At 57.4% G+C, this 22320-nt stretch carries 20 protein-coding genes and 1 riboswitch; of the genes, 12 read left to right on the top strand and 8 right to left on the bottom strand.

The genetic code is table 11. The annotated features are described in order from the left end of the window. Positions 1-31: 31 nt before the first annotated feature. The 3 genes from QLG21_RS02210 to QLG21_RS02200 all read right to left on the bottom strand — a co-directional run bounded on the left by QLG21_RS02210 (position 32) and on the right by QLG21_RS02200 (position 3644). On the bottom strand, positions 32-1498 hold the full coding sequence (locus QLG21_RS02210) for an aspartate aminotransferase family protein (protein ID WP_137849370.1): 1467 nt from the start codon (positions 1496-1498) through the stop codon (positions 32-34). Between the two features lie 18 nt (positions 1499-1516). Further along, positions 1517-2893, bottom strand: a complete 1377-nt coding sequence (locus QLG21_RS02205; protein ID WP_006176373.1) for a diaminobutyrate--2-oxoglutarate transaminase — start codon at positions 2891-2893, stop codon at positions 1517-1519. 313 nt (positions 2894-3206) lie between these two features. Then, positions 3207-3644, bottom strand: a complete 438-nt coding sequence (locus QLG21_RS02200) for a hypothetical protein (RefSeq protein WP_137849369.1) — start codon at positions 3642-3644, stop codon at positions 3207-3209. Positions 3645-4410: 766 nt separating this feature from the next. Then, positions 4411-4508, top strand: a riboswitch (TPP riboswitch). Positions 4509-4543: 35 nt separating this feature from the next. Here QLG21_RS02200 and thiM point away from each other — a divergent pair. Genes thiM through QLG21_RS02185 form a run of 3 tightly spaced genes read left to right on the top strand, consistent with a single transcriptional unit; the run spans position 4544 to position 6900 of the window. Beyond that, positions 4544-5314 carry a hydroxyethylthiazole kinase gene (gene thiM / locus QLG21_RS02195; protein ID WP_282483804.1) on the top strand — a complete coding sequence of 257 codons (771 nt, stop codon included), beginning with the start codon at positions 4544-4546 and terminating at the stop codon, positions 5312-5314. After that, complete coding sequence (thiD, locus tag QLG21_RS02190) at positions 5311-6111, top strand: bifunctional hydroxymethylpyrimidine kinase/phosphomethylpyrimidine kinase (protein ID WP_137849366.1); 801 nt, start codon at positions 5311-5313, stop codon at positions 6109-6111. Before thiM ends, thiD begins: the two co-directional genes overlap by 4 nt. Before the next feature lie 42 nt (positions 6112-6153). Continuing rightward, positions 6154-6900 (top strand): GntR family transcriptional regulator, encoded by a 747-nt coding sequence (locus QLG21_RS02185; RefSeq protein WP_006176355.1) that lies wholly within the window; start codon positions 6154-6156, stop codon positions 6898-6900. Here the strand turns inward: QLG21_RS02185 and QLG21_RS02180 are convergent. From QLG21_RS02180 to QLG21_RS02170, 3 genes are read right to left on the bottom strand one after another with little or no spacing between them, the layout of a single operon-like run. After that, positions 6874-7827 carry a PfkB family carbohydrate kinase gene (locus QLG21_RS02180; RefSeq protein WP_101737305.1) on the bottom strand — a complete coding sequence of 318 codons (954 nt, stop codon included), beginning with the start codon at positions 7825-7827 and terminating at the stop codon, positions 6874-6876. The two genes, QLG21_RS02185 and QLG21_RS02180, sit on opposite strands and share 27 nt — an antisense overlap. Continuing rightward, positions 7824-8828, bottom strand: coding sequence for an ADP-ribosylglycohydrolase family protein (locus QLG21_RS02175; RefSeq protein WP_282483803.1), 1005 nt, complete (start codon positions 8826-8828; stop codon positions 7824-7826). The genes QLG21_RS02180 and QLG21_RS02175 overlap by 4 nt, the downstream gene beginning before the upstream one ends. Continuing rightward, complete coding sequence (locus tag QLG21_RS02170; RefSeq protein WP_006176350.1) at positions 8825-10102, bottom strand: nucleoside permease; 1278 nt, start codon at positions 10100-10102, stop codon at positions 8825-8827. The genes QLG21_RS02175 and QLG21_RS02170 overlap by 4 nt, the downstream gene beginning before the upstream one ends. A gap of 251 nt (positions 10103-10353) precedes the next feature. On the opposite strand from QLG21_RS02170, the gene fbaB reads away from it, so the two are divergent. The 7 genes from fbaB (at position 10354) to QLG21_RS02135 (ending at position 18065) form a co-directional block, all read left to right on the top strand. Beyond that, complete coding sequence (gene fbaB, locus QLG21_RS02165) at positions 10354-11406, top strand: class I fructose-bisphosphate aldolase (protein WP_006176348.1); 1053 nt, start codon at positions 10354-10356, stop codon at positions 11404-11406. Positions 11407-11709: 303 nt separating this feature from the next. Then, complete coding sequence (locus QLG21_RS02160; RefSeq protein WP_137849362.1) at positions 11710-12864, top strand: mandelate racemase family protein; 1155 nt, start codon at positions 11710-11712, stop codon at positions 12862-12864. Positions 12865-12897: 33 nt separating this feature from the next. Next, positions 12898-14514 (top strand): ABC transporter substrate-binding protein, encoded by a 1617-nt coding sequence (locus QLG21_RS02155; protein ID WP_137849361.1) that lies wholly within the window; start codon positions 12898-12900, stop codon positions 14512-14514. Next, positions 14511-15548: an ABC transporter permease gene (locus QLG21_RS02150; protein WP_137849360.1), complete on the top strand. Its 1038-nt coding sequence runs from the start codon at positions 14511-14513 to the stop codon at positions 15546-15548. Before QLG21_RS02155 ends, QLG21_RS02150 begins: the two co-directional genes overlap by 4 nt. Then, the gene (locus QLG21_RS02145; protein WP_137849359.1) at positions 15545-16450 is read left to right on the top strand and encodes an ABC transporter permease; all 906 of its coding nucleotides are present in this window, start codon (positions 15545-15547) and stop codon (positions 16448-16450) included. Before QLG21_RS02150 ends, QLG21_RS02145 begins: the two co-directional genes overlap by 4 nt. Continuing rightward, positions 16422-17282: an ABC transporter ATP-binding protein gene (locus QLG21_RS02140; RefSeq protein ID WP_282483802.1), complete on the top strand. Its 861-nt coding sequence runs from the start codon at positions 16422-16424 to the stop codon at positions 17280-17282. The genes QLG21_RS02145 and QLG21_RS02140 overlap by 29 nt, the downstream gene beginning before the upstream one ends. 9 nt (positions 17283-17291) lie before the next feature. Then, positions 17292-18065 carry an ABC transporter ATP-binding protein gene (locus QLG21_RS02135; protein WP_137849357.1) on the top strand — a complete coding sequence of 258 codons (774 nt, stop codon included), beginning with the start codon at positions 17292-17294 and terminating at the stop codon, positions 18063-18065. 95 nt (positions 18066-18160) lie between these two features. Here QLG21_RS02135 and yegS read toward each other — a convergent pair whose 3' ends face one another. Further along, a complete protein-coding gene (yegS, locus tag QLG21_RS02130; RefSeq protein WP_137849356.1) occupies positions 18161-19060 on the bottom strand; it encodes a lipid kinase YegS in 900 nt (299 codons plus the stop codon). Positions 19061-19483: 423 nt separating this feature from the next. Here yegS and QLG21_RS02125 point away from each other — a divergent pair, with 423 nt between their 5' ends. Then, entirely contained in the window at positions 19484-20296 is an 813-nt protein-coding gene (locus QLG21_RS02125) for an RNase A-like domain-containing protein (protein WP_282483801.1), read from the top strand. 7 nt (positions 20297-20303) lie between these two features. Next, positions 20304-20642 carry a contact-dependent growth inhibition system immunity protein gene (locus QLG21_RS02120; protein ID WP_282483800.1) on the top strand — a complete coding sequence of 113 codons (339 nt, stop codon included), beginning with the start codon at positions 20304-20306 and terminating at the stop codon, positions 20640-20642. A 255-nt stretch (positions 20643-20897) separates the two neighbouring features. On the opposite strand, the gene yegQ is transcribed toward QLG21_RS02120, so the two are convergent. Continuing rightward, the gene (yegQ, locus tag QLG21_RS02115) at positions 20898-22259 is read right to left on the bottom strand and encodes a tRNA 5-hydroxyuridine modification protein YegQ (RefSeq protein WP_006176342.1); all 1362 of its coding nucleotides are present in this window, start codon (positions 22257-22259) and stop codon (positions 20898-20900) included. Positions 22260-22320 lie beyond the last annotated feature (61 nt).

Below are 22320 nucleotides of genomic sequence, written 5' to 3'. Positions count from 1 at the left end.
ACCCCTCTCCCTGACGAGAGAGGGGCTGAGATTACTTCGCCAGAACTTCCTGAGCGGTACGCTCAACCAGCGACAGCAGGACTTTCACATCTTCCAGCGTCACGGTTGGGTTCAGCAGGGTCAGCTTCAGGCAGGTGATGCCGTTATGCTCGGTCACGCCGACGTTCGCGCGGCCTGACTCCAGCAGCGCGTCGCCAATTTTCTGGTTCAGCAGGGCGATGCCCGCGTCGTCCATCTGCGTCTCTGGGCGGAAGCGGAACAGCACGCTTGCCAGCTGTGGCTGCATCACCAGTTCCAGAGCAGACTGCGCTTTCACGTAGTCCGCAACCTGCTGCGCCAGCGTCACACCGTGATCGATAATCGCCGCATACTGCTCCTGACCCAGCGCTTCCAGGCTCATCCACAGCTTCAGCGCGTCGAAACGACGGGTTGTCTGCAGAGACTTGGACACCAGGTTTGGCACGCCTGCTTCTTCATCGAACTCAGAGTTCAGGTAGGCCGCCTGATAGCGCATCAGCTCATAGTGACGCGCTTCTTTCAGTAGGAACGCGCCGCAGCTGATGGTCTGGAAGAACTGCTTGTGGAAGTCCAGGGTAACGGAATCCACCAGCTCAATACCGTCCAGGTAGTGACGATACTGCTCGGACATCAGCAGCGCGCCGCCCCAGGCCGCATCAACGTGCACCCAGATGTTCTGCTTCGCCGCCAGTTCAGCAATCGCACGCAGCGGATCGATAGCACCGGCATCGGTGGTACCTGCCGTCGCAACAATCGCCAGGATCTGTTCGCCGTTGGCATTGCACTGCTCGATTTTCGCCGCCAGATCGTTGAGATCCATACGCGAGAATTCGTCCGTTTTCACCTGGAGCACGGACTGATAGCCGAGGCCCATCAGCGCCATGTTTTTCTGCACGGAGAAGTGCGCGTTTTCGGAGCACAGCACGCGAATTTTATGCAGATCGCCGACCAGACCGTTCTGCTGAACGGAGTGGCCCTGACGCGCGAAGAAAGCGTCGCGCGCCAGCATCAGGCCCATCAGGTTGCTCTGGGTACCGCCGCTGGTGAAGACACCCGCGTCGCCAGCCTGATAACCCACGCGGGTACGCAGCCATTCGATCAGCTTGATCTCAATAATGGTTGCGGACGGGCTTTGATCCCAGGAGTCCATGCTCTGGTTGGTGGCGTTGATCAGCACTTCCGCCGCCTGGCTTACCACCAGGCTTGGGCAGTGCAGGTGCGCCACGCACTGCGGGTGATGAACGGACAAACTGTCTTTCAGGAAGAACTCCACGGCGCGTTCAATCGCCGCGTCGTTGCCCAGCCCTTTCGGGTTGAAATCCAGCTGAATACGGTCGCGCAGCTCCGCGACCGTTTTGCCCTGATACATCTCAGGCTGTTTAAGCCACTGCATCACAGCCTGAGTGCTTTGTTCAATCGCCTGCTTGTAAGCATCAATGCTCTGCGCAGAGGAGAACAAAATTGGGTTTGAATCAGACATCGTAATCAACAACTCCGGTTACGCCGGGCGAACGCCCGCAGCAAGCAGCGCCTGCTCGAATTTATCCAGGAACACTTTCAGCTCTTCATCGCTGATCAGCAGTGACGGCAGCAGACGCAGCACGACGCCGTTACGGCCACCGCGCTCCAGAATCAGGCCCGCTTCGAAGCACTTCTTCTGGATCAGCGCTGACAGCTCGCCGTCGCCAGGGAAGCAGCCCATGTGGTCAGCGGCTTCGTCTGGCTTGACGATCTCAATACCGATCATCATGCCCAGACCGCGAACGTGGCCGATCACCGGATAGCGTTTCGCCATCTCTTTCAGCTGGCCTTTCAGCCATTCGCCCTGTGCAGCCACTTTGTCTGCAATGTTCTGGTCTTTCAGGATTTTCAGCGTCGTCAGACCGGTTGCCATCGCCAGCTGGTTGCCGCGGAACGTGCCGGTGTGGTGGCCTGGCGCCCATGCATCGAACTGCTTTTTGATACCCAGCACAGCCAGTGGCAGACCGCCGCCAACCGCTTTGGACATCACGATGATGTCTGGCTCAATGCCCGCGTGCTCGAAGGCGAAGAATTTACCGGTACGGGCAAAACCTGCCTGCACTTCGTCGAGGATCAGCAGAATGCCGTGTTCCTGAGTCACTTTACGGATGCGCTGCAGCCACTCAGCCGGAGCCGGGTTCACGCCGCCTTCACCCTGAACGGCTTCAAGGATCACCGCCGCAGGTTTACGCACGCCGCTTTCAACGTCGTTAATCAGGTTGTCGAAGTAGTAGGTCAGCGCTTTCACGCCCGCTTCACCACCGATACCCAGCGGGCAGCGGTACTGATGCGGATAAGGCATGAACTGCACTTCCGGCATCATGCCGTCTACGGCTTCTTTCGGAGACAGGTTGCCGGTCACGGACAGCGCGCCGTGGGTCATGCCGTGGTAACCACCCGAGAAGCTGATGATCCCGCTACGGCCGGTGACTTTTTTCGCCAGCTTCAGCGCCGCTTCAACGGCGTCAGCACCGGACGGGCCGGTAAACTGCAGGCAGTATTCTTTGCCCTGACCTGGCAGCAGGGAGAGCAGGTATTCTGAAAACGCGTCTTTCAACGGCGTAGTCAGATCCAGGGTATGTAACGGCAAGCCGCTGGTAATGACATTTTGGATGCTTTTCAGCACATCAGGATGATTGTGACCAAGCGCAAGGGTGCCCGCGCCAGCTAAACAATCAAGGTATTCTTTATTATCTGCATCGGTGATCCACACGCCTTCTGCTTTAGTGATCGCTAAAGGCAGCTTGCGCGGATAACTGCGGACGTTAGATTCGAACTCGGCCTGACGGGCCAGATAGGTTTCGTTGCTTTTAGGGGCATCTGCGGTGTCAATACGGACTTTATCCGTCATCATATCTCTCCTACAACCGCGGCTTCGTTATGCGCCACGATTGAATAAATAGTTTTAAAAAATAGATGGGGCCTGAAAAAACGCCGCCAATATAGAGCCTTTTGACACGTGGCTCAATCGATAATTTGCTTACCGTTTTGTTACATGGCGAACAGGGCGGGTTTTATCCCAAATTTAACCCACCAGACGGTGGTTTTTATTCAGGCAGAACAAGGGGTTTCACGTGTTTGTTGAGGACTGCAAATGTACGTCAAAGAGTGTTACAAATCGTGCCTTTTTTTAAGGGATAAGGAGGCTTTACGCCTCCTTTAACCGGTTATTGTTGCGTCACCTGTAAAACGCCGTGCTCGCGACCGGTCGTTTTATTCCAGGACGCATCCGTAATACCATTGTCATCAAGCACAATCGATATAACGTACCCCGCGCCGTGGATTTCATAGAAATGGGCGTTCAGACGCTTAACGGTCGCCTTTTTGCCATTGACCGTCGCACTAAAAAAGCCGTTTGAAATGGTGGCGTTAAGCCCGTTTGCCGAGAAAGAAGCTTCCCGCATCGGGTCGTGAATTTGTGCTGCCTTATCGGGCGGCGCCGCGTTTTCCGCTTTGCTTTTGTTAATATCGCACGAGCCATCGCTGGCGCTTATTTCAGTACATCCCGAGCGTTCTAACTGAGCGCGATACTGCGCGTTGATGGCGTAAGCCGGCGCGGTGGCGACGGAGAACAGCAATGCGATAAGGGCTAATTTCGTTTTCATATTCCTGCCTCAAGGATGTTTTGTATGTTCAGGATGCGTCTCTGTCGCCCGGGCCGCGTTTGCATAAGCCGCGGAAAGGGACGCATTGGTAATGCTTTGTTGCCTTTGTTGCTCAGAGAGATAACATGTATCGTAGCTCACCCCTTTCGCGGTGCAATTCGCGATCCGCTGTTCAGGCGAGGCACATCCCGCAAGCATGGCCGTGCTTATGACTATCATCATCAACTTCTTCATGTTATTGCCTTATAACCTACACAGATAATAAGAAACGTACATCACGCCAATCCAGATCCCGAGAGTAATAAGCATCAGGTAGAGGGCGGCAGAGAGAAATATATATTTAGACATGTTAGTGACTGTTTTCGTTATTATTGCTAACGAACTAAAGGTTAATATAGTCGTGTGTATACGAACCCGCGCATGGGGTTTCATAAAAGTGAAAAAGATAACTGGGGTGAACTATCCAGTAAGGTGACGTTTAAAACTTTGATTAAGATCACGTTAAGCACGAATTGCAACAGTGAGGGTTACTGAAAAAAATTAATGTAAACATTGACTTATATGTTTTTATGACGTTCTGAAGATAAGTCGTTGATTGCACATGCGTTAACTGGAGTAATGTTTTCAAGGTTATTATGTAGCGGTGTAATCGCACAGTCTCAGGTTATTATTTCGAATGAAACTCGCTGTGTATTAAGTGAAAATGCCTCTCTTAAAATCAAAAAAAACAGATTAAACAAAGGGCGCTAATTCGTTATACTGGTGTCTCTTTGACTCGGGGTGCCCTTCTTAAATGAAGGCTGAGAAATACCCGTATTACCTGATCTGGATAATGCCAGCGTAGGGAAGTCAGATGCCTTCCCGGTCATCGCTTCTTCACGCAAGGCAGGAGCGAAACCATGCAGCCTGACCTGCTCGATTTACACGTTTTACATCAATTCCGCACCCGTTCCCCGCTCACGCACTGTATGACCAACGACGTCGTGCAGACCTTTACCGCCAACGCGCTACTGGCGCTGGGCGCATCGCCCGCCATGGTGATTGAAGCGGAAGAGGCTGAACAGTTTGCTGCGCTTGCTGATGCACTGCTGATTAACGTCGGCACGCTCACTTCACCGCGCGCGCAGTCGATGCGCCGCGCCATTGAGCGCGCCGTGGCGGCAGGAAAGCCCTGGACGCTTGACCCGGTTGCCGTAGGCGCGCTGGCGTTCCGCAGCCGTTTTTGCCATCAAATCCTCATCCTTAGCCCCGCCGCCATTCGTGGCAATGCCTCGGAAATCCTCGCGCTGACCGGGATGAGCGCGGGCGGACGCGGGGTGGACACCACCGATACCGCCGCCAGCGCGGTACCTGCTGCACAGGCACTGGCACGGCAAACCAATGCGATAGTGGTGGTGACGGGTGAGGTGGATTACATCACCGACGGGCAGCGTACCCGCACGGTGGCCGGGGGCGATCCGCTGATGACCCGGGTAGTGGGCACCGGCTGCGCGCTCTCGGCGGTGGTTGCGGCCAGCTGTTCGCTTCCCGGCGACAGGCTGGATAACGTCACGGCCGCCTGCGGATTTATGAAGCGTGCCGGCACGCTTGCCGCGTCGCAAAGCCGTGGTCCGGGCAGTTTTGCCAGCGCCTTCCTCGACGCGCTGTACACGCTGGAGGTGCAGGCATGAAACGCATCAACGCACTGACTATCGCAGGCACAGATCCGAGCGGCGGCGCGGGGATCCAGGCCGATTTGAAAACCTTCTCGGCGCTTGGGGCGTACGGCTGCTCCGTCATTACCGCGCTGGTGGCGCAAAACACGCGCGGCGTGCAGTCGGTCTATCGCATTGAGCCGGATTTTGTCGCGGCGCAGCTCGATTCCGTTTTCAGCGACGTGCGCATTGATACCACCAAAATCGGCATGCTGGCCGAGACTGATATCGTTGAAGCGGTGGCGGAACGGCTTAACCGCTACCAGGTGCAAAACGTGGTGCTTGATACCGTGATGCTGGCCAAAAGCGGCGATCCGCTGCTTTCCGCGTCGGCCGTTGAGACGCTGCGTAAAAAGCTCCTGCCGCAGGTGGCGCTGATCACACCGAATCTGCCGGAAGCCGCCGCGCTGCTGAACGCGTGTCACGCGCAAAACGAGCGAGAGATGAAAGAGCAGGGGGCCGCGCTGCTGGCGATGGGCTGCGGTGCGGTGCTGATGAAAGGCGGACATCTGGACGATGCACAAAGCCCGGACTGGCTGTTCACGCGGGACGGCGCGCAACGTTTTACCGCCCCGCGCGTGCAGACCAAAAACACCCACGGGACGGGCTGCACGCTCTCTGCCGCGCTGGCGGCGCTGCGTCCGCGCCATGCGAACTGGGCCGATACGGTGCAGGAGGCCAAAGTCTGGCTCTCACACGCGCTGGCAAAAGCCGATTCTCTGGAAGTGGGTCACGGTATTGGCCCTGTTCACCATTTTCATGCATGGTGGTAAGCCGTATACTGACAGAATACACCTCGCCTGAGAAAAACAGAGATGGAACAAGCGCATACCCGGTTGATCGCCCAACTCAATGAACGGATCGCCGCGCCCGATAATACGCCGCTGTACCTGAAATTTGCCGAAACGGTCAAAAACGCTGTACGCAGCGGCGTGCTGGCACACGGGAATATCCTGCCGGGCGAACGTGACCTGAGCCAGCTGACCGGGGTGTCACGCATCACCGTGCGTAAAGCGATGCAGGCGCTGGAGGAGGAGGGCGTGGTCACGCGCGCCCGCGGCTACGGCACACAAATCAACAATATCTTCGAATATTCGCTCAAGGAAGCGCGCGGGTTTTCTCAGCAGGTGGTGCTACGCGGCCAAAAGCCTAACACCCTGTGGGTCAACAAGCGGGTGGTGACCTGCCCGGAAGAGGTGGCTAACCATCTTTCCCTTCCGCCGGACAGCCAGGTTTTTTTGCTCAAACGCATCCGCTATGTGGATGACGATGCGGTATCGATTGAGGAATCCTGGGTGCCGGTCGGGCTGATCCCCGATCCCGATGCCATCGGTGTTTCGCTGTACGACTATTTCCGCAGCCAGAATATCTACCCCCAGCGCACCCGCTCCCGCGTCAGCGCGCGGATGCCGGACGCTGAATTCCAGACCCACATTAAGATGGACGAAAAAATACCGGTGCTGGTGATCAAGCAAGTTGCGCTTGACCAACAGCACCGGCCGATTGAGTACAGTATTAGCTACTGTCGCAGCGATTTATACGTCTTTGTGTGCGAGGAGTAGCGCCTCGCGCGTGGGGGCACAGTCACCGCCGCGGTGGCTGACCACCCACGCGGCGACCGCATTGCCCAGCCGTACCGCATCCGCCAGACTCCAGCCCGCCGCCAGGCCGGCAAGCGTGCCGCCCGCGTGGCTGTCGCCCGCGCCAATGGTGTCCACCACCGTTGCTGAAAACGCTGGCACGTAGCCCGAGGCGTCGCCGTCGTACCATGCAGCACCGTCTTTATCATGCCGTACGATCAATGGCGCGGCGAAACGCTGCTGCCACTGCGCGCCGAGGGTGTCGACATGCATACCCGCTCGTTCAGCGGCAATATCCGCCTCCTGGCGATTAAGCGACACAATCGGTTTGCAGGCCATGATCCGCGCCATCAGCGCGTCGGGGATATCGGCAATGCGCGGGCCGAAGTCGATAAACGCGGTGACGTCCCGCAGCCCTTCCAGCCAGCGCGTCAGCCGTTCACCGCTCGGCGACGCCAGCTGATACCCGGACAACGAGACCAGGCTCCCTGGCGGCACGTTCAGCGCATCCAGCCAGCTCTGCTGCCACTGGTTTTCCACGCCGCTAAATGACATAAACGTGCGTTCGCCGTCGGGCTCGACCAGCGCCAGGCACCAGCCGTTATCGCCGGATTCGGCCTCGATGGCGCTGTGCAGATCCTGCTTCGCCATGGCGTTACGAATGATATCCGCCCACACGCCGTGCCCGACGGGCAGGGCATTTTGCGTCTCGATCCCAAGGCGTTTCAGGGCTATGGCGATGTTCAGCGCGCAGCCGCCAATGTTCACCCCCTGCTGCTTTAGCTCGATATCACATCCGCGCCACGGCAGGGCGTAGGCATCGGCGATCACGTCAATGACCGCCGCGCCCAGCACCGTTACCGGACGCGTGGCCGTAAGCGTGGCAAGGCTGTGGGCAAATGAACTCATACGCCCTCCCTTTGCTCCCGGTAGTGCAGTAGTTTTTCGCAGTAGTGGCCGAAATCAAGCTGGTTAATGGCGTCTAGCTCGGACTTAAGCGCCGGGTCAATCGCCTGCACGCCGTGAAGCGCGCCGCAGATTGCCGTTGCCATCGCACCGATGGTGTCCGTGTCACCGCCCAGATTGGCGCACAGGATCGCGCAGCGGTTCGGGTCGGTTCCGGCCAGTTCAACCATCGCGATAGCCGCAGGTACGGACTCAATGGTGCTGGTTCCCGCCCCGATAAGCTGATAAATCTGCTCGCTGGCGGACTCTGTCCCGTTTGCGTTGCGCACGGTTTTAAGCGCCAGCTCAATGCGGGCCGCAAGCGAAGCGCTAAAGGTGGTGGATTTCGCCTCCTGCGCCGCGCGGGCGATCCCCGGCAGGGCATCGACGATGTTCTGCCAGGACTCACCGTCGATGGCGCGCGTAATCGCCCAGGCAATCACGACCGCGCCGGCAACGGCCAGATCGGATTTATGCGTTGGGCTGGAGGCCAGCGCTACCTGCTCAACAAAATGCGCCAGACGCGTGGCGGGAAGCAGGCAGCCCAGCGGGGAAGCGCGCATCGCCGCACCGTTGGTGACGCCGTTGTTCTCCAGCTCGCTGACCGGCTTGCCGTCGCGGATGGCGTTAAGGGCAATTTTGGAGGTTGGCCCTAACACGTTCTTATTAAACGCGTCGAAGTCCAGCGCCCAACGCAGAATATGCTTGCCGATAACGTCGGCGTTGATCTCCCCCTCGCACTCGATAATGGCGTCTGCCAGGCACAGCGCCATTGACGTATCGTCGGTGAATTCGGCGCGGTTGAAATAGCAGGCCGCATTATTTTCTGCCGGGCCGGGTAAGAAGTGGTCAATCCAGCCGAAGTGTGCTTTGACGCGCGTTCTTGGCCACAGCTCAGACGGCATGCCCATCGCATCCCCTAACGCCTGCCCGTAAAGAGCACCGAGAATACGTTCTCGTTTCATTTAACTTCCCCTCGTGTCAGCGCGGTATCGCCATCAACCACCTCAATTGCGGTGATCTCTTTATCCGATTCGCGGAAAAACAGCATAAACAGCACGGCGATCACGGCAATCATGATCCCGCCAAACGTCCACATTCCGGCCCAGTTGAAGGTCAAGCCATTCACCGGCTCTTTATATGCGAACATTTTTTCCATCATCACGCCGCCCAGGCGGTAACCCAGCAGGCTACCAAAGCCCTGACAGCACAGCGTAATCAGGCCCTGCGCCGCGGTGCGCATGTGCGCGGGCGCTTTTTTGTCCACGTAGATGTACGCGGTCACGTAATAGAAGTCGTAGCTCACCCCGTGCAGCAGAATGCCGAGGAACAGCAGGGCATAGGTAAAGTACTGTTCCGCGCCGCCGTAAACAAAGAAGCCATAGCGGATGGCGGCGGTGATCAGGCCCAGTAACAAGACCTTCTTAATACCAAAGCGTTTGGTGAAGAACGGCAGGGCCAGCATAAAGAAGATTTCGGAGAACTGGCCGAGCGTCATCCAGCCGGTGGCGTTTTTCATGCCTACTTCGGTGAGATAGCCGTTGGCGAAGATGTAGTAGAAGGCCAGCGGCATGGCGAACAGGAACGAACAGATAAAGAACACCAGGAAGTTTTTATCGCGCAGCAGGATCAGCGCGTCCAGCCCCAGCATCACTTTGACATCCAGCTTGCCGGTACTTTTCGGCGGTGTGTTTGGCAGGAACAGCGCGAACACGCCGAGCAGCGCGGAGCTGGCTGCGGTCATCAGCAGCGGAATATTGGTATCCGAAATATCGTTATAGCCCAGCATCTGCGGCAGGAAGCCGCACGCCAGCCCGGAGGCGATCCAGCCGATGGTGCCCATCACGCGGATGCGCGGGAAATCGGCTTCGACATCATCCACGTTGGCAAATGCGATGCTGTTGGTCAGCGCAATGGTCGGCATGTAGGTTAATGAGTAGGCCAGCAGCAGCGGGAAGAAAGTGCTGAACTGGGTTTGCTGAGCAGCGAAGTACATCAGCACCGCCCCGGCGAACATCAGCACTGCCAGCACTTTCTGGGCGGCAAAGAAACGGTCGGTCAGCGAGCCGACGAGGATTGGCGAGACGATCGCGGCGATGGCGGTACAGGCGTAAGACCAGCCAATTTCCCCTGCGGTAAAACCGCTTTTGCTGAGCCATAGCCACAGTGGCACAAACCATGCGCCCCAGATAAACCATTCAACAAACATCATGAATGACAGTTGGACTTTCGTTTTCATTGTTTAATCCTGCATGTCAGAGAGGGTACGCCTTTAACATACCATCTAATAATACCTTTTAAATACCTTTAAGGCGATTGTTTGATCGGTGTAACAAAATTGTTGTAACCGAAACGAGCCAGCAGATTGTGCTTAAAAAAGTTGCAGATGGTGGAAAATCTGTTAAGTCGGTACCAGGCTTAGTCTGCCCACAACACGGTGGGACTGGATAACACACGCCGACATCACGTCGGACTTACGGGAGCATCACTATGACTGATATTGCGCAGTTGCTTGGCAAAGACGCCGACAGCCTTTTACAGCATCGTTGTATGACCATTCCAGCCGACCAGCTTTACCTGCCTGGTCACGACTACGTAGATCGCGTAATGGTGGACAACAACCGTCCACCGGCGGTACTGCGAAATATGCAGACGCTCTACAACACCGGACGACTGGCCGGCACGGGTTACCTCTCTATTTTACCTGTAGATCAGGGCGTTGAGCACTCCGCAGGGGCATCCTTTGCGGCTAACCCGCTTTACTTCGACCCAAAAAACATTGTTGAGCTGGCGATTGAAGCCGGCTGTAACTGCGTGGCCTCCACCTATGGCGTGCTGGCCTCGGTTTCGCGCCGCTATGCGCACCGCATTCCGTTCCTCGTTAAACTCAACCACAACGAAACCCTGAGCTACCCGACGGAATACGACCAGACGCTCTACGCGAGCGTTGAGCAGGCGTTCAACATGGGCGCGGTCGCGGTCGGCGCGACCATCTACTTCGGCTCCGAACAGTCGCGTCGCCAGATTGAAGAGATTTCTGCGGCGTTTGAACGCGCGCATGAGCTGGGTATGGTCACGGTGCTGTGGGCCTATCTGCGTAACAACGCGTTCAAAAAAGACGGGGTGGATTACCATGTTTCCGCCGACCTCACCGGCCAGGCGAACCACCTGGCGGCCACCATCGGCGCGGATATCGTCAAGCAGAAGATGGCTGAGAATAACGGCGGCTACAAGGCGGTGAACTATGGTTACACCGACGACCGCGTGTACAGCAAGCTGACCAGCGAAAACCCGATCGATCTGGTGCGCTACCAGCTGGCGAACTGCTACATGGGTCGCGCCGGGCTGATTAACTCCGGCGGTGCGGCGGGCGGTGATACCGACCTCACTGACGCGGTGCGTACGGCGGTGATCAACAAACGCGCGGGCGGCATGGGGCTGATCCTTGGTCGTAAGGCCTTCAAGAAAACCATGGCCGACGGCGTGAAGCTGATCAATGCGGTGCAGGATGTCTATCTGGATAGCAAAGTGACGATCGCGTAACGTTTTGCCCCTCATCCTGACCCTCTCCCGGTGGGAGAGGGAATAGTATCTCCTTCCCCTTTGGGGTGAAGGGAAACCAAAACCCTATTTCATTTCACCCAAACACCCATCCCGATCCACCTCACATTTCCCCTTTCTTTTGTGAAAAGTGTCACTCCTTGCCGTGCATATGCACAAAAAATGGCCGAAGCTTAGCGGAATTTGTCTAAGGCAGCGGACGAATTTTGCGCTTAAAGTTAGTTTTCGAAACAGCTTTTCAAAATAAGAAGCCACTCCGATCCTCTGTAGCGTTAAGGACTGTTCATGAAAATAGAATCTGTAAACGTCACCGTATTCCGGTATCCGACGCGGCGCGTTTCCGACAGCGCCGGGCATTCCCACCCTGGCCCGGAAAGCGCGGCCAAGATGGCGATGCTGACCATTACGGCAGACGATGGCACTCAGGGCTATTCGTTCGCGCCGCCGGAAGTGGTGCGCCCCTTTGTGGTCAACACATTCTTTCGCAAGGTGCTGGTAGGGCAGGACGCATTTAACCGCGAGCGCATCTGGCAGGACCTGGTGCACTGGCAGCGCGGCAGCGCCCATCAACTGACCGAGCGCGCGCTCTCGTTCGTCGAGCAGGCGCTGTGGGATCTGGCAGGCCGCAAGCTCAACATGCCGGTCTGGAAACTGCTCGGCGGCTACCGCGACACGGTCCCGGCTTACGGCAGCACCATGTGCGGAGACGATCTGCCGGGCGGGCTGTCCACGCCGGACGAGTACGCCCGCTTTGCTGAGAAGCTGGTGGCGCGAGGCTATAAGGCCATCAAGCTGCACACCTGGATGCCGCCGGTCTCCTTCGCGCCCAACCCTAAAATGGACATCAAAGCCTGCGCCGCCGTGCGTGAAGCGGTCGGGCCGGATATCGACCTGATGATCGACGGCTATCACTGGTACAGCCGTACCGACGCGCTGTGGATTGGCAAAGAGCTGGAAAAACTCGGCTTTGCCTGGTTTGAGGAGCCAATGGAAGAGGAGAGCATGTCGTCCTACGCCTGGCTGGCGGAAAACCTGTCGATTCCGATTATCGGCCCGGAAAGCCTCGGCGGAAAACACCACAGCCGCGCGGACTGGGTCAAGGCCGGGGCGTGCGACATCCTGCGCGCAGGGGCTAACGGTGTGGGGGGCATCTCCCCGACGCTGAAGGTGGCGAACCTGGCGGAATCCTTCGGCATGGACTGCGAAGTGCACGGCAACGGGGCGGCGAGCCTGGCGGTGATCGGCGCGATCAAAAACTGCCGCTGGTACGAGCGCGGCCTGCTACATCCGTTCCTCGATTACGACGAACCGGCGACGTACCTCAACAGCCTGATCGATCCGATGGACGAACACGGCATGGTCAGCCTGCCGACGCGCCCGGGACTGGGCGAAGACATTAATTTTGCATATATCGAAGCCAATACCGTCAGCCACGACTGACAGATAAAAACGTACCCTACAGGCGATATATACATGAAACGATCTCCCTTAGCCGGGGCGTGCCTTGTCGCGCTCGCGCTGATGACGGGGAGCGGGGCGGTGCAGGCGACAACGCCGCCCGACCAGCTCATCATCGGCATGAATATGAACAACCTGCTCACCCTCGATCCGGCGGCCATGACCGGTAACGAAGTGGTAGGTATCGTGGTCAATCTTTACGACTCGCTGGTGGAGCTTGATCCGAATGAACTCACCCATGTCAGACCCGCGCTGGCGACGTCCTGGGATATTGCCCCGGACGGTAAAACCCTGACCTTTCACCTGCGCGACGACGTAACATTTCACTCCGGCAATCCGCTGACGGCGAAGGATGTGGTCTGGTCGATGCGCCGACTGCTGCACCTGAACCTCGCGCAGGCCTCGGTGTGGAAATCTTACGGATTTTCTAAGAAAAACATCGACAGCCACATCAGCGCCCCCGATGCGTATACCGTGCAGATCGTCCTGCCGAAGCCCAACGATCCGCAGCTGGTGATTTACTCGCTGGGGGCGCTGGGCAACCTCGGCGTGCTCGACAGCAAAACGGTGCAGCAGCACGCGGTGAACAACGACTGGGGGAACCGCTGGCTGACCACCAACGAGGCCGGTTCCGGCCCGTTTATGCTGGACACCTGGCAGGCGAAGGACGTGCTGCGGATGCAGCGCAACCCACACTACTGGCGCGGCGAGCCAAAGATGAGCCGCGTGGTGCTACGCCATTTCCAGGAGTCGCAAACCCTGCGCCTGATGATTGAGAAGGGCGATCTGGATATCGCCAACAACATGGCGGTGTCGGACATCAACGCCCTGCGTAGCGATCCGCAGCTGACCGTGGAAGCCGTACAGAAGGGCACCGTTTACTACGTGGCGATGAGCATGAAAGAGCCACACTTCGCCAACCCTAAAGTGCGCGAAGCAGTGCGCTATCTGATTGATTATCAAGGCATCAATAACGCGCTGATGCCGGGTTACGGCGTGCTGCACCAGCGCCCGATCAAAGCCGGCATGCCCTCTACGTTGCCGGATCCGGGCTACAGGCTCGATATCCCACGCGCCAAAAAGCTGCTGGCGGAGGCGGGCTACCCGGAGGGGTTTGATACCACCCTGCGCGTGCTGGCCGACCAGCCGTTCCTCAACATCGCCATTGCCGTCCAGTCCACGCTGATGCAGGCGGGGATCAACGCCAAAATTATCACCGGCACCGGGAACCAGATCTACGGCGCGATGCGCGAACGCAGGTTCGACATGCTCGTCGGGCGCGGTGGTAGCGGGGTTGAGCCGCATCCGCACTCCAGCCTGCGCGCGCTGGTCTATAACCCGGATAACAGCGACGAGGCGCGGCTGACCAACTTCCAGGGCTGGCGCACCAGCTTCTACGACAAACCGCTCAACGCGATGATCGATAAGGCCCTGCTGGAGCGCGACCCGAAAAAACAGGTAGCCGACTATCAGCAGATACAGGTGCGCTACGACGAACTGATCCCGGCGATGGTCCCCCTGTCGCAAATGGTGGATTCGGTGGTGGTACGCAACGAGGTAAAAAACTTTCAGTCGCACCCGTCGGCCACCACCTTCCTGCGCGACGTCTACAAAACCGGAGGTGAAAAATGAGCGTGGCGATCCTCTCTCCCGGCTCCCGGACCCGGCGATTTTCAAAGCGCTTAACGCAGGTGCTGGTGACGCTGTTTGGCCTGCTGCTGCTGACCTTTTTCATCGGCCGCGTGATGCCCGTCGACCCGGTGCTGGCTATTGTTGGTCCGGATGCCGATCACAGTACCTATCAGCAGGTGTATCACCAGTTGGGGTTCGATCAATCCCTGCTGACGCAGTTTGGTATCTACCTCAATAACCTGCTGCACGGCGATCTGGGTAATGCGCTGCTGACGGGGAAGCCGGTCACCGACGACATTTTGCGCGTCTTCCCGGCAACGCTGGAGCTGGCGACCATGGCGATTATTGTCGGCGCGGGCCTGGGCATTCCGCTGGGCGTGCTGGCGGCGGCGCGGCGCAACAGTCTCTCCGATTACGTGGTGCGCATTATCAGCCTCGCAGGTTATTCCACGCCGATCTTCTGGGTCGGAATGATGGGGCTGCTGCTGTTCTACGCCTGGCTTGGCTGGGTGGGCGGGGCAGGGCGTCTGGATCTTGGGCTGGAAGGTTTAGTGCCGCGCCGCACAGGGCTGATGACCGTCGATGCGCTGCTGGCGGGCAACGGCGCGGTGTTCTGGAACGCCGTTAACCATCTGGTGCTGCCGGCTTCGCTGCTCGGCTTCCACTCTCTGGCCTACATCAGCCGCATGACCCGCAGCTTTATGCTGGCGCAGTTGTCCCAGGAGTTCATCATCACCGCGCGGGTGAAGGGCTTAACCGAGCGTCAGGTGATCTGGAATCACGCGTTTCGCAATATCCTCGTGCAGTTGCTGACGGTGGTCGCGCTGGCCTACGGCGCGCTGCTGGAAGGGGCGGTGCTGATTGAGACCGTCTTCTCCTGGCCGGGGTTTGGTTCGTATCTCACCGGCAGCCTGCTGCTCGGGGATATGAACGCGGTGATGGGCTGCGTGCTGCTGGTGGGGGTCATCTTCGTGATGCTGAACCTGCTCTCAGACATGCTGTATCAACTCTTTGACCCGAGGACGAAATCATGACCGTTTCTCTGGATTCGCCGCTGGGGACCGGGCCATCCGAACGCCGCCAGCGTATTAAGCGCACGCTGGATCGCGCCGTGGGCTTCGTCGGCAAGATGGCACGTAACCCGCTAACCGCTGTCGGCGGCGGCATCATCCTGCTGCTGTTGATTGTCGCTGCCTTCGCGCCGCTGATTGCACCCTATAACCCGCTGGTGCAGGACCTGAACAACGCGCTGGCGGCACCGAATGCGCAGCACTGGTTCGGCACCGACGAGTTTGGCCGGGACATCTTCAGCCGCCTGGTGTACGGCTCGCGCATCACGCTCTATATCGTGCTGCTGGTTTCCGTCACCGTCGGCCCGCTGGGGCTGCTGCTGGGCGTGACCGCAGGCTACTTCGGCGGCAGGGTGGACGCGGTGCTGATGCGCGTCACCGATATCTTTATCTCCTTCCCGAGCCTGGTGCTGGCGCTGGCATTTGTCGCGGCGCTCGGGCCGGGGCTGGAGCACGTTGTCATCGCCATTACGCTCACCGCCTGGCCGCCGATTGCCCGACTGGCGCGCGCCGAAACGCTCTCCCTGCGCCAGGCCGATTTCATCTCCGCCGTGCGGCTTCAGGGTGCTTCCCCGGTGCGTGTGCTGTGGCGTCACATCGTGCCGCTGTGCCTGCCGTCGGTGATTATCCGCATCACCATGAACATGGCGGGGATCATCCTGACCGCAGCCGGACTGGGCTTTCTCGGGCTCGGCGCACAGCCGCCGGAGCCGGAGTGGGGGGCGATGATCTCCAGTGGCCGTACCTACATGATGGAGTGCTGGTGGGTGGTCACAATTCCGGGGCTGGCAATCCTGATTAACAGCCTGGCGTTTAACTTCTTAGGAGATGGCCTACGTGACATCCTCGATCCTCGCAGCGAATAGTCCGCTGCTCGACGTGCGCGATCTCCACGTCGATTTTATCACCGGCGGCGCGGTCACCCACGCGGTGCGCGGCGTCTCATTCCAGCTCGGACGCGAAAAACTGGCGATTGTCGGTGAATCCGGTTCCGGCAAATCGACGCTTGGCCGCGCGCTGTTGCGCCTGCATCCGGCCAAAGCACGCATCCGCGCCGAGCGGATGCAGTTTGGTGATGTTGATTTACGCACCGTCAGCGAGGCGCAGATGCGCGCCATTCGCGGCAAGCGTATCTCGATGATCATGCAGGACCCGAAATACTCGCTTAATCCGGTGGTATGCGTGGGGGATCAGATTGCCGAAGCCTGGCTCACCCACCATCCGGGGCGCAAGGCCGAAGCCAGAGCCAACGTGCTGAAGATGCTTGACGTGGTGCGTATTCGCCAGCCGGAGCGGGTCTATCGCCTGTATCCGCACGAGATTTCCGGCGGGCAGGGGCAGCGCATTATGATTGCAATGATGCTAATTGCTGAGCCGGAGCTGGTGATTGCCGACGAACCCACCTCGGCGCTGGACGTATCGGTGCGTTTGCAGGTGCTCGGCCTGCTGGACGATCTGGTGCAGTCCCGCGGTCTCGGGCTGATTTTCATCAGCCACGACATCAACCTGGTGCGCAGCTTCTGTGACCGGGTGCTGGTGATGTACGCCGGGCGGGTGGTCGAGTCTATTGCCGCAAAGGATCTGCATAACGCGCAACACCCCTACACGCAGGGCCTCATTAGCGCGCTGCCGGACATTCACCATCGCCGTCCGACGCTGCCGGTGCTGCAGCGTCAGGCCAGCTGGCTTACCGACTAAGGAGCAGAGATGATCGAGATTAATCACCTCAACCTGGCCTTCGGCGAGGGCGAGAAGCGCAATCAGGTGCTGGATGACGTCACTATCAGCGTGAAAGAGGGCGAGATTTACGGTCTGGTAGGGGAGTCCGGCTCCGGCAAAACGACGGTCCTGAAATGCCTGGCCGGGCTGTTCACCCACTGGGAGGGCGAGCTGGCAATTAACGGTACACCGCTGGAAAAACGTCTCACTCAGGAACGCTGCCGACGGGTGCAGATGGTGTTTCAGGATCCGTACGGCTCGCTCCATCCTCGCCACACCATTGGCGATATTCTGGAGGAGCCTTTGCAGATCCACGGCATCAAAGACTGGGATCGGCGCATCCATACCCTGCTGGATAAAGTCGGGCTGAACCGGGCGTTTCGCGACCGCTACCCGCACCAGCTCTCCGGCGGGCAGCGCCAGCGCGTGGCGATTGCCCGGGCGTTGATTCTGGAGCCGCAGGTGCTGCTGCTTGATGAACCCACCTCGGCGCTGGACGTGTCGGTGCAGGCGGAAATTCTCAACCTGCTGGCGGAATTGCAGCGGGAATCAAACCTGACCTACCTGATGGTGAGCCACGATCTGGGCGTGATTGCACATCTGTGTCAGAAGGTCGCGGTGATGCAGTACGGTAAAATCCTCGAAAGCCTGACGGTGGACGAACTCGTCGCCGGGAACGTGAAAACCGACTATACACGAATGCTGATTCACGCCAGCCAGCAGTATTCCCGCGAAATGGCGCGGGAGGTGGCGGTGTATTAGGTGTGTGCGGTCTGGTGCCCTCACCCCGGCCTTCTCCCACAGTGAGAGCGAGAATTGTAGGCCGGGTAAGGCGTAGCCGCCACCCGGCAAAAACATCAGCGCAACAGCACGCAGTCCGGCGGCAACCGGCACTGCAGCGCGCCCGGGACAACTTCGATGCGGAACCGGTCGCCGCTCAACGGCTCGCCATCAAGGTTGAAGGTCATACCGTTTGGGGCGACCACCTCAAACCACGCGGATTTTCCGGCGATAATATTCGGGCTTTCTGCTGGCTGGGTCAGGGTGGTAAACAGCGCGGGTAGCAGCCCGTCGCCGGTGAAGATCCGCAGCTGTAGCTGCCCATCGTTAATCAACGCCTCCGGGCAGAGCTGCTGTCCGCCGCCCGCCTGGCGACCGTTGCCGATGCCGATCACCAGCGCATCGCCCTGCCAGTGGAAATTCTCACCGCTGATTTCACAGCTGTCCGGCTTAAGGGTGTCCATACGCATCAGGCCGTGAATCAAATAGGAGACGCCGCCGAGTGCGGCCTTCAGCTTTTCCGGCGTTTCGCTGGTGATGCGCGTGCCGAATCCGCCGGTAGCCATATTGATAAAGCAGGTCTGATCGTTCACCTGTGCAATGTCGACGGCGGTGGCTTTACCGAGGATCGCCAGCTGCAGCGCCTTCATAAAATCCTCGGGGATGCCGGCGCTGGTGGCAAAATCGTTGGCGGTGCCAAGGGGCAGAATGCCCATCACCGGGCGGTCCGCCGGGTTGAGGTCGATCAGCGCCCCGGCGATTTCGTTGATGGTACCGTCGCCACCGCCGGAAATAATCGTATCAACGCCGAGACGTCTCCCTTCGTCGATATAGCGCGCCGCGTCGCCTTTTTCCCACGTCACCCGGACGTGAATAGATGCGCCGTCTTCACGCAGTTCGTCGATCGCCTGACGCAGCAAATCATTGCCTGCACTTTTACCATTAAGAATCAATAAACTGTCTGGATAGGTTGCCATCCACGTTGCTCCCTTTTCTTAGTCTACCAAGAGTGTATCTCAGGGAGGGGAAAAGCGGGTAAGAACAGGACGAAAGGCAAAAAATAAGGCTAACACTAAAGCTTCCCAGGTTACGCAGAGGCGTTAAACCACGTTGGCCCATGCGTGTACTTTGGGCGAAAGGGTTATGGCGGCAGGGGGCGATATCAGTCATCCGCAATTTAAGGTATCAAGCCCGGCCAAAATTCCGAAATTCCCGGATAATATCTCACAGGCACAGACCCAATAAACGTAATGCTACCGGGGCTAAAACGTGTTTGAAGGGCAGGCGGCGTTAAACAACGAGCAATACGCGCGAGGCGTAAGCTGATGAATCATTATTGACCTTACATCTGATGGATAATAACCTCGGGTTTAACTGCTTAATGATAAAAGGGAGTTTATATGCAAACCCAGGATGGGCTTACCGTTACGATATCTCCGGTACAGATGGCCGCTATATTACGTGGTAAAACTGTCAGCGAAGGAGAAACAATGAGTAACCGTTTATGGGGCGGTCTGGGCGTTGTAAGCGGCGTTGTAGAAATGTTCGGTGCAGGCGTTTTGTGCGTGGTTCCTGAACCCACAATGTTATCTAAAGCAGGATGTGTTGTTGTTGGCTCTCATAGTCTCGATACCCTAACGGCGTCATTTAAGCAGGTGATTACGGGCAAACAGGCTGCTACAGCAACCGCTCAACTGGCAGAGTTTGCAGCTACCGGATTGGGTGCAAGTCCTGATGTTGCCTATAAAGTCGGTGTTACAGTTGATCTCGCTGTTCCGTTTGCGTTCGCAAGTGCAGCCGGTGCCGCTAGAGTTGGCTCAGTGTATTCTGGCCGTATTCGTTTGCTGGCGCATGAAGGCGGTACGTTCGGGCATACAATTGCGCGGCATATTGGTCAAACTCCAGAGCAATTGATTACACGTCTCACAACAACGAGACTTTCTCGTGTAAGTAGCTTTAATAGTATAAAACAAGCAGAGTTATTGATATCAGAAGTTCTTTCAGTAAAACGTGGTCAATTAACCGGCGCATTAAAATATATGCAGCCCGAAGCTAAATTACCTCTGGAACATAGCTTCCCTTACCCGGTTGGAAAGTATATTGATAGAGGATCTACGGAAGTAAAAAAAGCGTATACTGTTCGGGTGATAATTAAAGCCAGACGCTATGGTGATAAAACCTACTTCATTTTGACAGCATATCCGGCACCATAAGGTACTTATGAATACTGATTCCAGCAAACCATGTGAACTTGATACATTAGTTGTTGTTTACTTCGGGCAAGATTGCGATCTTATTGTTGATGATTGTGATTTTAATAAGCTTCTTGACGAGTACTTGACTACTTCCACAGAATTTAATTTACGGATGCTTCTTGCTAATATTATCGAAATAGAAAATCAATCTGATGGGTATGAAGTGCTTATTGCTCGTTACAAGGGTGAGTTTGCTCCAGACCTTTGGAATATGACAGCGCAGGAATGGCTCGGTATTGTTAAAGCCCGACTGATAAGCTACATGACAGCCAAAGGTTACTCAACAGAGTTGTCGCATTTCTAGTATACAGCTGACCAGCACAACGCACTCTGATCCAGACCGAGCGGTCGTGAAACCGGCGTCAAACAATGTCCGGTGGTTTGACGCAAAAAAATAAGCCCGCGTAAGGGAGATTACGCAGGCTAAGGAGGTGGTTCCTGGTACAGCTAGCATTTATGGGTTATGTTTTTCAGCGGGGGGATAATACCCGTAACGAGCGAAGCGGTATGTGATCCGTTTCTAAGAATTATCCCAGCGTGAAAAAATTTCCCTAATCAACTATTTTGCGTGCGGATTGCGGGTGTTTTCACCGTCAAAGTTGCGCATCAGCAGCGCAAACTCCAGCTCCACCTCTTCCGGAACCGGCAGCCATACGGTATGACCGTCGCCCGGTGCGACCTCAATCGCCTCGCCTTTGCCGTTTTCCAGATGCTCCAGCGTGAAGTTCATATTGCCCTGCGGGGTCATCAGCTCCAGGCTGTCGCCTTTGGTGAATTTATTTTTCACCGCGACGGCTGCCAGCGGGCCTTTACGCTCGCCGGTGAAATCGCCGACAAACTGCTGGCGTTCAGAAATAGAGTAGCCGTGCTCGTAGTTCTGATAGTCGTCATGGGTGTGACGGCGCAGGAAACCTTCGGTGTACCCACGATGCGCCAGGCCTTCCAGCGTTTCCAGCAGGGTGGTGTCGAATGGTTTACCGGCTGCTGCATCGTCGATCGCCTTGCGATAAACCTGTGCGGTGCGTGCGCAGTAGTAATAAGACTTGGTGCGACCCTCGATTTTCAGCGAATGCACGCCCATCTGGGTTAAACGCTCGACGTGCGCGATGGCGCGCAGATCTTTGGAATTCATGATGTAGGTGCCGTGCTCGTCTTCAAAGGCAGTCATGTACTCGCCCGGACGTTTAGCCTCTTCAATCATAAACACGCTGTCAGTCGGCGCGCCGATGCCGAGCGTCGGCTCCACGTTAGTCACCGGGATCGGTTCGTGCTTGTGCACGATGTTACCGATGTCGTCCTCTTTGCCTTCCTGAACGTTGTACTCCCAGCGGCAGGCGTTGGTGCAGGTGCCCTGGTTAGGATCGCGTTTGTTGATATACCCCGAGAGCAGGCAGCGGCCGGAGTAGGCCATGCACAGCGCGCCGTGGACGAATATCTCAATCTCCATGTCCGGCACCTGAGTGCGGATCTCTTCAATCTCTTCGAGGGACAGTTCACGAGACAGAATGACGCGGGTCAGCCCCATCTGTTTCCAGAATTTCACCGTCGCCCAGTTAACGGCGTTAGCCTGAACGGAGAGGTGAATGTCCATTTCCGGGAAGTTCTCCCGAACCAGCATGATTAAACCCGGGTCCGACATGATCAGCGCGTCCGGTCCCATTTCCACCACCGGCTTCAGGTCACGGATGAACGTTTTCAGCTTGGCGTTGTGCGGCGCGATATTGACCACCACGTAGAATTTTTTGCCCAGGGCATGCGCTTCGTTGATGCCGAGCTGCAGGTTCTCGTGGTTGAATTCGTTGTTGCGCACGCGCAGCGAGTAGCGCGGCTGGCCCGCGTAAACGGCATCGGCACCATAGGCAAAGGCGTAACGCATATTTTGCAGCGTTCCCGCCGGGGAAAGGAGTTCCGGTTTAAACATGTTTGTTCTCATTCTGATGACAGGTCAGATCCGCGAGCACCAGGTGACGCGGTAGGGGGAG

Source organism: Enterobacter sp. V87_3, assembly GCF_029967835.1.
GTDB classification, from domain to species: domain Bacteria; phylum Pseudomonadota; class Gammaproteobacteria; order Enterobacterales; family Enterobacteriaceae; genus Enterobacter; species Enterobacter cancerogenus.
Note: the sequence above shows the minus strand (reverse complement) of the source record. Positions and strands in the feature narration are given on the sequence as shown.

Excerpts from the sequence above, each read along its gene's own strand:
- QLG21_RS02210 (WP_137849370.1), bottom strand. The coding sequence starts at position 1,498 with ATGTCTGATTCAAACCCAATTTTGTTCTCCTCTGCGCAGAGCATTGAT.
- QLG21_RS02205 (WP_006176373.1), bottom strand. The coding sequence starts at position 2,893 with ATGATGACGGATAAAGTCCGTATTGACACCGCAGATGCCCCTAAAAGC.
- QLG21_RS02200 (WP_137849369.1), bottom strand. The coding sequence starts at position 3,644 with ATGAAAACGAAATTAGCCCTTATCGCATTGCTGTTCTCCGTCGCCACC.
- thiM (WP_282483804.1), top strand. The coding sequence starts at position 4,544 with ATGCAGCCTGACCTGCTCGATTTACACGTTTTACATCAATTCCGCACC.
- thiD (WP_137849366.1), top strand. The coding sequence starts at position 5,311 with ATGAAACGCATCAACGCACTGACTATCGCAGGCACAGATCCGAGCGGC.
- QLG21_RS02185 (WP_006176355.1), top strand. The coding sequence starts at position 6,154 with ATGGAACAAGCGCATACCCGGTTGATCGCCCAACTCAATGAACGGATC.
- QLG21_RS02180 (WP_101737305.1), bottom strand. The coding sequence starts at position 7,827 with ATGAGTTCATTTGCCCACAGCCTTGCCACGCTTACGGCCACGCGTCCG.
- QLG21_RS02175 (WP_282483803.1), bottom strand. The coding sequence starts at position 8,828 with ATGAAACGAGAACGTATTCTCGGTGCTCTTTACGGGCAGGCGTTAGGG.
- QLG21_RS02170 (WP_006176350.1), bottom strand. The coding sequence starts at position 10,102 with ATGAAAACGAAAGTCCAACTGTCATTCATGATGTTTGTTGAATGGTTT.
- fbaB (WP_006176348.1), top strand. The coding sequence starts at position 10,354 with ATGACTGATATTGCGCAGTTGCTTGGCAAAGACGCCGACAGCCTTTTA.
- QLG21_RS02160 (WP_137849362.1), top strand. The coding sequence starts at position 11,710 with ATGAAAATAGAATCTGTAAACGTCACCGTATTCCGGTATCCGACGCGG.
- QLG21_RS02155 (WP_137849361.1), top strand. The coding sequence starts at position 12,898 with ATGAAACGATCTCCCTTAGCCGGGGCGTGCCTTGTCGCGCTCGCGCTG.
- QLG21_RS02150 (WP_137849360.1), top strand. The coding sequence starts at position 14,511 with ATGAGCGTGGCGATCCTCTCTCCCGGCTCCCGGACCCGGCGATTTTCA.
- QLG21_RS02145 (WP_137849359.1), top strand. The coding sequence starts at position 15,545 with ATGACCGTTTCTCTGGATTCGCCGCTGGGGACCGGGCCATCCGAACGC.
- QLG21_RS02135 (WP_137849357.1), top strand. The coding sequence starts at position 17,292 with ATGATCGAGATTAATCACCTCAACCTGGCCTTCGGCGAGGGCGAGAAG.
- yegS (WP_137849356.1), bottom strand. The coding sequence starts at position 19,060 with ATGGCAACCTATCCAGACAGTTTATTGATTCTTAATGGTAAAAGTGCA.
- QLG21_RS02125 (WP_282483801.1), top strand. The coding sequence starts at position 19,484 with ATGCAAACCCAGGATGGGCTTACCGTTACGATATCTCCGGTACAGATG.
- QLG21_RS02120 (WP_282483800.1), top strand. The coding sequence starts at position 20,304 with ATGAATACTGATTCCAGCAAACCATGTGAACTTGATACATTAGTTGTT.
- yegQ (WP_006176342.1), bottom strand. The coding sequence starts at position 22,259 with ATGTTTAAACCGGAACTCCTTTCCCCGGCGGGAACGCTGCAAAATATG.